This window comes from Holdemanella porci, assembly GCF_009696075.1.
Taxonomy (GTDB): domain Bacteria; phylum Bacillota_I; class Bacilli_A; order Erysipelotrichales; family Erysipelotrichaceae; genus Holdemanella; species Holdemanella porci.
Genome location: NZ_VUMR01000069.1, coordinates 1 through 9,511, shown reverse-complemented (window position 1 = coordinate 9,511; position 9,511 = coordinate 1). Strand labels below are relative to the sequence as shown.

The following is a 9,511-nucleotide window of genomic DNA, read 5'->3' as shown; positions in this document are numbered from 1 at the left end:
TCATTGTTTCTAAAGATGCAGGCTTTCCGTCTTGAGAAAAACGGTAATCGTAATCATTGAACACGGCCTGTTTTAGAATACTGTTCAATTTCTTGATGGATTGTGTTACTACAAACTTTCTTCCACAAAAGTCGTTAAATAATCTTGTGTCATTATAGCCTAGTCCGGCATCTGAACAGTAGATGATATTCTTGTTCTCAAACATTTTAAGCATCTTCTTTTCAGCTGGAACAGCACAAAGGGACTCATTGTCACTTCCTGGATTGATACACATACTTAAAGGAATTCCATCGGCATCCATGAAAAGTCCCATCTGAACGATTGGATTTGGACGATGTTCTTTAGATACACCATATTTTAAAAGTCCTTTGATCAGTTCACCTGTGATTTCATCATAGACGTCTTCATCTTCTGATTCTTTTTCAAAATAGAAATTAGTGCAGTCAAAATAACATACATTCGTATTCCTTTTGATTACTTTATTACTTGATTCAAATAAATGAGAAAGATACTCATCATAATTTTCTTCCAGTATATCCATGAAGCGAAGGATATCCTGGTGTGAGAAATCAAAATCACCATAGAAACCAGTAAGATTCTTTAAAGTATGCATCTTGCTTCCTGGATCAAGAATCCGAGAAAAAGTAAGAACCATATTTATCATATTTGGATTGAAAGCTATTTTACGTCCGCTGCATACTTTATCAAAGAAATCAGAGATTCCAAGAGATGAATAAAGTTCTTTCAAATAGAAATAGCCAGTATTCTTACAAGTGGATTTAGAAACAGTATTTCCTTGATTGATGACCTTGTCATCAAAATTAACAGTGATATTATATTCAACTTTACTGTTCTTTATATTTTCGTTATATTCCTTAACTCTTTGTTTGGCATATTCTAAAGGATCATCTGTAATCTTTAATAATTCTGAATGTTTACCAATACGTTCAACATTCTTTGTGGTAACCTTTTTACCATTGCGAATCCCAACCTGAATGAAGTAGGTAGGATCTTTAGATTTTCTGTCGTAGTTAAGTTTCATGGGGAAGACTCCTTATATAGAACTATTATATCACATACTACAACGCCGTACAACATCCGTACAACAAAATAAAAAGAAAATTTGACATAAAAAAAGCGCTACATAAGCGACATTTGGAATATTTACGATTTTACAACTGTCGAACTACCGGTGCTTAAAAAGGATAGGCAATATTTATAACTCATTTTTTAAATTTTGTCAAGTTTTTATTGACATTTGGCGGTTTTACTAGTAGTATAATAAATTGCATAATAGTGTGAGTTTTCAGATGAAAACCACCTAGTATAGTACAAATTCGAACGAAAGGATGGCATGCATGGACAACAACAAAGCATATCGTATTGTCTCGTGTGGAAAAAAATCTTCCCGCCGAGATTACTCAAAGGTTAGTGGTAAATTAGAGTTACCTAATCTTGTCGAAATCCAGACAGATTCATTTAAATGGTTTACGCAACAAGGTATCCAAGAAGTATTTGAAGAAATCTATCCAATTGAAAACTATGGAAAAAACATTCGCTTAAATTTCCTTCGTTATCATTTTGAAGAACCGAAATATAACGCAGAAGAATCTATGTATAGAGAATGCAACTTTGCAGCACCTCTATATGCAGATATGGAATTGGAAGTTACAGACTCAGAAACTGGGGAAGTTGTAACTAAGAGTGAAGAAGTATATTTAGGGGATTTCCCTTTAATGACAGAAACTGGTACATTCATCATCAATGGTGCAGAACGTGTAATCGTTAGTCAGATCGTACGTTCTCCAGGAGCATATTTTGCGGAAAGTTATGATGAAAAAACTGGTAAACAAAACTATAGCTGTGAATTAATTCCAAGTCGTGGTACTTGGTTAGAGTTCATGACTGAACAAAAGAAAACTACAAACGGACGTTTAATTAATGTTTCTATTGACCGTCGCCGTAAAGTATTATTCAGTATTTTATTCAAGGCGATTGGTATGTCTTTGAATATCGGAGTGAACGAAGATACTCACGATACATCAATGATGGAAACATTCCTTCGTGCAATGGGACGTAACTGGTCTGATGTAGCTACAGATGCAGAAGATCGCGAATACATGAATATGTATTTGTTGTTGTATACTGCTTTCTTCGGTAAATATGAAGAAATCGAAAACACTTTATTGAACGATAAAGTAAAAACAACTCAGGAAGCTTTACTTTCTTTCTATGAAAATCAAAGAAGTGACGAAATCCCTACATTAGATGGATCAATCACTTTGATGCAAGCAAAATTCTTTGATCACCGTCGTTATGACTTGACAAAAGCTGGTCGTTATAAATTACGTAAGAAATTAAATGCGATCGATCGTATGGCAGGTATGACACTTGCTCATGATATTGTTGATGTAAATGGCAACGTATTCATGGAAAAAGGTACTATGGTTCACCGTGATGAAAGAAATGCATTACGTGAAGAATTGGCTAAAGGTACTTATTGTGTCGCTTATCCATTCCGCTCAGAATTCCATGAAGAAGATATCGTTTCAATTCCAACAAGCTGGACTACAGGATTAATTGGTCGTGTATTAGCTAGTGATGTTGAAACAGAGGATGCTTATTTAGATGCTGGTACAGTATTAACTGAACAAGATGTTTTAGCAATCCAAAAGGTTGTTGAAAATGTTGATATTTTTGCAGGATTGTTTGCACAACCAGTTAAATTAACAGCCGAAAATATGGATTCTGTATTTAACTATGGTCAACGTTTATATGCTCTTGGACGTTTAACAAATGCTCAAGGTGAAGATATTGTTGATGCAGATATGGAATTAGTTGCGAACCGTTATATGGTTGGTGTAAGTCCGGATGCCATCGATAGTGATGTTGAAACACAAGTTAAACAACGTGCTTTAAGTGAAGATATCACAGCATGGTTGATTGGTGCATGTGTTCAAGAATTATATATTATTGACGATAACGGGGATGAAGTCCGTGTTGCTGGAAATGACCCATTCGCAAATAAACACACAATTACAGTTTCAGATATGTATGCATTCTTCTCATATAGCTTAAATGTTATGGAAGGTGTAGGAACAACAGATGATATCGATATGTTAGGTAACCGTCGTATTCGTTCTGTTGGTGAATTGATTCAGAACCAGTTCCGTATTGGTTTATCTCGTATGGAACGTGTCGTTAAAGAACGTATGTCCATTCAAGAAATGGATAGCCTAACTCCTAGAAAATTGACAAACATTCGTCCTTTGACAGCTGCAATTAAAGAATTCTTCTCTAGTTCACAGTTATCACAGTTCATGGATCAACAAAATCCTCTAGCTGAATTGACAAATAAACGTCGTATTTCAGCCTTAGGTCCAGGTGGTATCAGTCGTGATCGTGCAAGTTTCGAAGTACGTGACGTTCACAACTCTCACTATGGTCGTATTTGTCCAATCGAAACGCCAGAAGGGCCAAACATCGGTTTGATCAATAACTTAACTACATATGCTCGTATCAATGAATATGGATTTATTCAAACGCCTTACCGTAAGGTAAATGCGGATGGTACTGTTAGTGAAGATACAGTTTACTTAAGTGCTGATGAAGAAGCAGATTATGTAATCGCTCAGGCCAATGAGGTTCGCGATGGTCATTTAGTAAATGAACGTGTCGTAGCTCGTAAGGCTGGTGAAACTATCATCGCTGATCGTAACGAAGTAGAACTTGCCGACGTCAGTCCAAAACAGATCGTATCTGTAGCGACTGCCTGTGTCCCATTCTTGGAAAACGATGATGCGTCTCGTGCCTTAATGGGTGCCAACATGCAGCGTCAGGCTGTTCCATTATTAGTTCCTCATTCACCTTATGTAGGTACTGGTATTGAATATAAAATTGCTAAGGACTCTGGTGTTGGTATTGTCGCAAAACAAGATGGTGTAGTTGAATATGTAGATGGTTTGCGTATTGTTGTTAAAGATAATGAAGGTGAAAACCACACTTATCAGTTACGTAAGTTTGCTCGTTCAAACGCAAGCACTTGTATCAACCAACGTCCAATTGTAGAAGTTGGTGAAAAGGTTGAAAAAGGCGATATCTTAGCTGATGGTCCAAGTATGCAAAATGGAGAATTGGCTTTAGGTCAAAACGTTGTTATTGCATATACAACATGGCATGGATATAACTACGAGGATGCCATCATCATGTCAGAACGTATGGTTAGTGATGATGTATATACTTCAATCCACGTAGAAGAATATGATATTGACTGTCGTGAAACTAAGTTAGGCCCAGAAGAAATCACTCGTGATATTCCTAACGTTGGTGAAGCAGCAGTTCGTAAGTTAGATTCAAATGGTATCATCATGGTTGGTGCCGAAGTTAAAGAAGGAGATATCTTAGTTGGTAAGGTTACTCCAAAAGGACAAAGTGAAGTGAGTCCTGAAGAAAAATTATTATTAGCAATCTTTGGTGAAAAATCACGTGAAGTTCGTGACAATTCATTGAAAGTACCTCATGGTGGTGCTGGTATCGTTCATTCTATTCGTGTATTTAAACGTGGAGATGGATCGGATCTTCCTCCTGGAGTAAATATGCGTGTTAAAGTATATATCGTTCAGAAACGTAAGATTTCTGAAGGGGATAAGATGTCTGGTCGTCACGGTAACAAAGGTGTCATCTCTAAGATTTTACCTATCGAAGATATGCCATTTATGGCTGATGGACATCCAGTTGATATCTTGTTGAACCCATTCGGTGTACCTTCACGTATGAACATCGGACAGATCTTAGAAATCCACTTAGGTTACGCTGCTCGTAAATTAGGTGTTAAATTCTCTACTTCTGTATTTGATGGTTTATCAAATGAAGACTTACAAGATGTAATGCGCGAAGCAAGCATGACTGTCGATGGAAAACAGGTGTTATATGATGGACAAACTGGACAACCATTCGATGAACGTATTAGTGTCGGTGTAATGTACATGATCAAGTTGGCCCACATGGTTGACGATAAACTGCACGCTCGTGCTACAGGTCCATATTCTTTAGTTACTCAGCAGCCATTGGGTGGTAAAGCTCAAAATGGTGGTCAGAGATTTGGAGAAATGGAAGTTTGGGCATTGGAAGCATATGGTGCTGCCCACACATTACAAGAAATCTTGACAATCAAATCGGATGATATTCAAGGTCGTATCAAGACTTATGAAGCCATCATTAAAGGTAAAGATATTCCAGAACCAGGTGTTCCAGAATCATTCCGTGTATTGATGCACGAATTACAAGGTTTAGCAATCGATATTCGTTTGTTAGATGAAAACAATAACGAGGTTGACATCACATTAGATGATGATGACCAGGGTGTTCATCCAGCTCAACCTTTACCAGAACAGACACAAAAGGAAGAGCTAGTAGACGATATTGAAGAAGAAAATAACGAAGAAGAGGAGGCGTAGTATAAAATATGAGTATTAACAATTTTGCCTCGATTCAGGTTCGCTTAGCGAGTCCAGAAACGATTTTAAAATGGAGTCATGGTGAAGTAACAAAGCCTGAGACAATTAACTATCGTTCACAAAAAGCAGAACGTGATGGTTTATTCTGCGAACGCATTTTCGGACCAACTAAGGACTGGGAATGTGCTTGTGGTAAATATAAAAAAGTACGTTTTAAAGGTGTTGTATGTGACCGTTGTGGTGTAGAAATCACAAAAGCAAGCGTAAGACGTGAGCGTATGGGTCACATCCACTTAGCTGCACCAGTAGCTCATATTTGGTACTTACGTGGTATTCCTAGCCGTATGGCATTGTTATTGGATGTAACACCAAAACAATTGGAAGAAGTTGTATATTTCGTAAGCTATATTGTTACGGATCCAAAAGAATCTGGTTTAGCTTATAAACAAATTCTTTCTGAACGTGAATTCCGTGAAAACCAAGCTATTTATGGTTCAACAGGATTTACAGCTCAAACAGGTGCTGAAGCCGTACTACGTTTATTACAAGATGTTGATTTAGAATCTGAATATCAAGAAGTACAGGATGCGCTTGAAAAAGCACAAGGTGAAAAGCGTAAGAAATTAATCAAACGTTTGGATACAATCAATGCATTCCGTAATAGTGAAAACTTACCAGAATGGATGATTCTGACTAACATTCCGGTAATACCACCTGATTTACGTCCAATGCTTCAATTGGATGGTGGTCGTTTTGCGACAAGTGACTTAAACGACTTATATCGTCGTGTAATCACTCGTAACAATCGTTTACGTAAATTGTTAGATTTGGGTACACCAAATATTATCGTTCAAAACGAAAAGCGTATGCTACAGGAATCTGTAGATGCTTTAATTGACAATGGTCGCCGTTCAAAACCAATTACAGGTGCTGGTGGACGTGCATTAAAATCATTGTCTCATTCATTAAAAGGTAAACAAGGTCGTTTCCGTCAGAACTTATTAGGTAAGCGTGTTGACTTCTCTGGTCGTTCTGTAATTGCTGTTGGACCAGATTTGAAAATGTACCAATGTGGTATTCCACGTGAAATGGCAGTTAACTTGTTTAAACCATTTATCATTAATGAAATCGTAAACCAAGGATTAGCACAAAATCCTAAAAATGCAGAAAAATTAATCGAACGTCGTGATCCTCGTATCTGGGATGTTGTTGAAACAGTAATCGACGGATATCCTGTACTGATGAACCGTGCACCTACATTACACCGTTTGGGTATTCAGGCCTTCTTGCCTAAATTAGTAGAAGGACGTGCAATGCGTCTTCACCCATTAGTATGTACTGCGTTCAACGCCGACTTCGATGGCGACCAGATGGCCATCCACGTTCCATTAGGAGAAGAAGCTCGTGCTGAAGCATTAGTTATGATGCTTGGTTCTCACAATATCTTAGGTCCTAAAGATGGTAAACCTATCGTTACGCCAGGACAGGATATGGTTATGGGTAACTTCTATTTAACAATGGAAGAAACAAAAGAAGAATTTTTTGCAGAAGCTAAACACTACGAAGAAGTTGGCTGCCCATTAGAAGCAGCTCACTGGCACCGTTTTGGTGAAAGTGAAGGTCATGTATATACAGATGAAGATGAAGTTATGATGGCATACCAGTCGAAACAAGTTCACCTTCACACTCGTATCGCATTGCCTGTATGCAATATGCATAAAACATCGTTTGATGAAAAACATAAAAATGATTATTTAATTACAACAGTTGGTAAGATTGTGTTCAACTCAATGTTCCCTGAAGATTTCCCATATATTAATGAGGTATCAAAAGAAAACTTTATTAGTACTCCTGATAAATACTTTATTACTCCAGGACAAAACATTAAAGAATACATCGAAGCTATGCCTTTAGTTGATGCGGTTAAGAAAAAAGATTTAGGTAAAGTTATTGCAGAAGTCTTCAAACGTTATGATGCAGATCAAACTGCTGAAATTCTTGACCAAATCAAATCTTTAGGATTTGAATATTCAACAGTAGCTGGTATTACAGTTGCCTTGTCAGATATCGAAGTGGCTCCTCACAAAGATGAATATATCGATGAGGGTCGTGTTAAAGCTGATCAGTTGAAACACTTACAACGTAAAGGTATGTTGACAATGGAAGAATGGGAACGTCACTTATCTAAGATGTGGGATGATCAAAAAGACAAGATTGTAACATCATTGATGAAAAACTTGCCTCGTAAAAACCCAATCAACATGATGGCGACTTCTGGTGCTCGTGGTAACGCGTCAAACTTTACTCAGTTAGCTGGTATGCGTGGTTTAATGGCAAAACCTGGTCACGCTAAAGCTGGTGCTGGTGAATATGTACCAACCATCATAGAAGTTCCTATCTATTCTTGTTTCCGTGAAGGATTAAACGTAAGTGAGTTCTTTATCTCGACTCACGGTGTGCGTAAAGGTCTTACAGATACTGCCTTAAAGACAGCCGAATCTGGTTACCTAACTCGTCGTTTGGTTGATGTTGCCCAAGATGTAATTATCAAAGAAGACGATTGTGGTACAGATAAGGGTTACTGGATCGAAACATTAATGGATCGTAAAACAAACTCTGTTATCGAACCATTACAAGATCGTTTAGTTGGTCGTTATTCTAAACAAGATGTAACAGATCCAAAGACAGGTGAATTAATTATTGCGAGTGATGAATTTATCACTGATGAACTTGCTAAAAAAATCGTAGATGCTGGTGTTACAGGTATGTATATCCGTTCTGTATTTACTTGTAAGTCTCGTTTAGGTATTTGTCGTAAATGTTATGGACGTAACATGGCTACTGGTAAAGACGTTGAAGTTGGTGAAGCTATTGGTATCATGGCGGCTCAATCAATTGGTGAACCAGGTACACAGTTAACAATGCGTACATTCCATACAGGTGGTGTTGCTGGTGCTGGTGCAGAAGATATCACTCAAGGTTTGCCTCGTGTTGAAGAATTGTTCGAAGCTCGTTGTCCAAAAGGTGTTGCGGTAATTGCTCAAATTTCAGGTGAAATTACTTCAATCGAACGTATTGAAGGAACCATGCGCCAAGAAGTTATTATCACAAACGAACACGAAAGTGTTTCTCATAAAATTAACGCGAACCAGTCTATGCGTCCATGGGTTCAAGTCGGTGCAAAGATTGAAGCTGGTGTTGCGTTGACTGAAGGTCCATTAGATCCAAAAGAATTATTACGTGTTGCTGGTGTACGTGAAGTTCAAGACTATATCTTGAAGGAAGTTAAGAAAGTATACCAAAGCCAAGGTATCGAAATTAGTGATAAGCACTTGGAAGTAATGATCAAACAGATGATGAAGAAAGTAATCGTTGTAGATAGTGGAGATACTGATTTAAATGTTGGTGTTCAATTATCATTAAATAACATCACAAAAATCAATCGTAACGCATTGTTAAGCGGTAAAACTCCTGCTACATTCAAACCAGTATTATTAGGTATTTCTAAGTCTTCTGTTGAAACAGATTCTTTCTTATCAGCCGCTTCATTCCAGGAAACTACAAAGGTTCTTACAGATGCGACTATTAAAGGTAAAGTTGACCACTTAATCGGTTTGAAAGAAAATGTTATTATTGGTAAGCTGATTCCTGCAGGTACTGGATGCCAGGGAGATCGTCCACAAAATCTAATTGTTGCAGAAAAGGCAAAAGAACTTCGTGACAAACGTATTGCGCGTATGAAAGAAGTTCATGATGAAGAGTTCGATAAACTAGTATCTGACTCTGATGATAGAGATACGATGGATAGTGTAGAAGCTTCAGTAGAAGAATCAATTCTACAAGATGCAGAAACTGCAGATAATAATTCAATGGATATCCAATCTGAAGAATAAGAATATAAGGAGTAGGTAGATACCTATTCCTTTTCTGGCGCAATAAATTTGGATGGGGTTAGGTGAATTTGCTCTCCAAGAATTTAAGGGGCGGCATATACCCCAAAATGGTTTATAGCTGATATTGGGCTCAGACAACATTTAGTTGTCTGGGTCCATTTT

3 protein-coding genes are annotated in these 9,511 nt (G+C 37.5%); 2 read left to right on the top strand and 1 reads right to left on the bottom strand.

Annotation, left to right across the window (positions count from 1 at the left end; genetic code table 11):
- Window positions 1-1,042, bottom strand: a 1,042-nt coding sequence (locus tag FYJ55_RS09595; protein WP_456152223.1) for an IS1634 family transposase, incomplete at its 3' end; no start/stop codon positions are given.
- Window positions 1,043-1,358: 316 nt separating this feature from the next.
- On the opposite strand from FYJ55_RS09595, the gene rpoB reads away from it, so the two are divergent.
- Both rpoB and rpoC read left to right on the top strand, forming a co-directional pair.
- On the top strand, window positions 1,359-5,456 hold the full coding sequence (gene rpoB, locus FYJ55_RS09590; protein ID WP_154556640.1) for a DNA-directed RNA polymerase subunit beta: 4,098 nt from the start codon (window positions 1,359-1,361) through the stop codon (window positions 5,454-5,456).
- 8 nt (window positions 5,457-5,464) lie between these two features.
- Window positions 5,465-9,349, top strand: a complete 3,885-nt coding sequence (rpoC, locus tag FYJ55_RS09585; RefSeq protein ID WP_154556639.1) for a DNA-directed RNA polymerase subunit beta' — start codon at window positions 5,465-5,467, stop codon at window positions 9,347-9,349.
- Window positions 9,350-9,511 lie beyond the last annotated feature (162 nt).

Excerpts from the sequence above, each read along its gene's own strand:
- rpoB (WP_154556640.1), top strand. The coding sequence starts at position 1,359 with ATGGACAACAACAAAGCATATCGTATTGTCTCGTGTGGAAAAAAATCT.
- rpoC (WP_154556639.1), top strand. The coding sequence starts at position 5,465 with ATGAGTATTAACAATTTTGCCTCGATTCAGGTTCGCTTAGCGAGTCCA.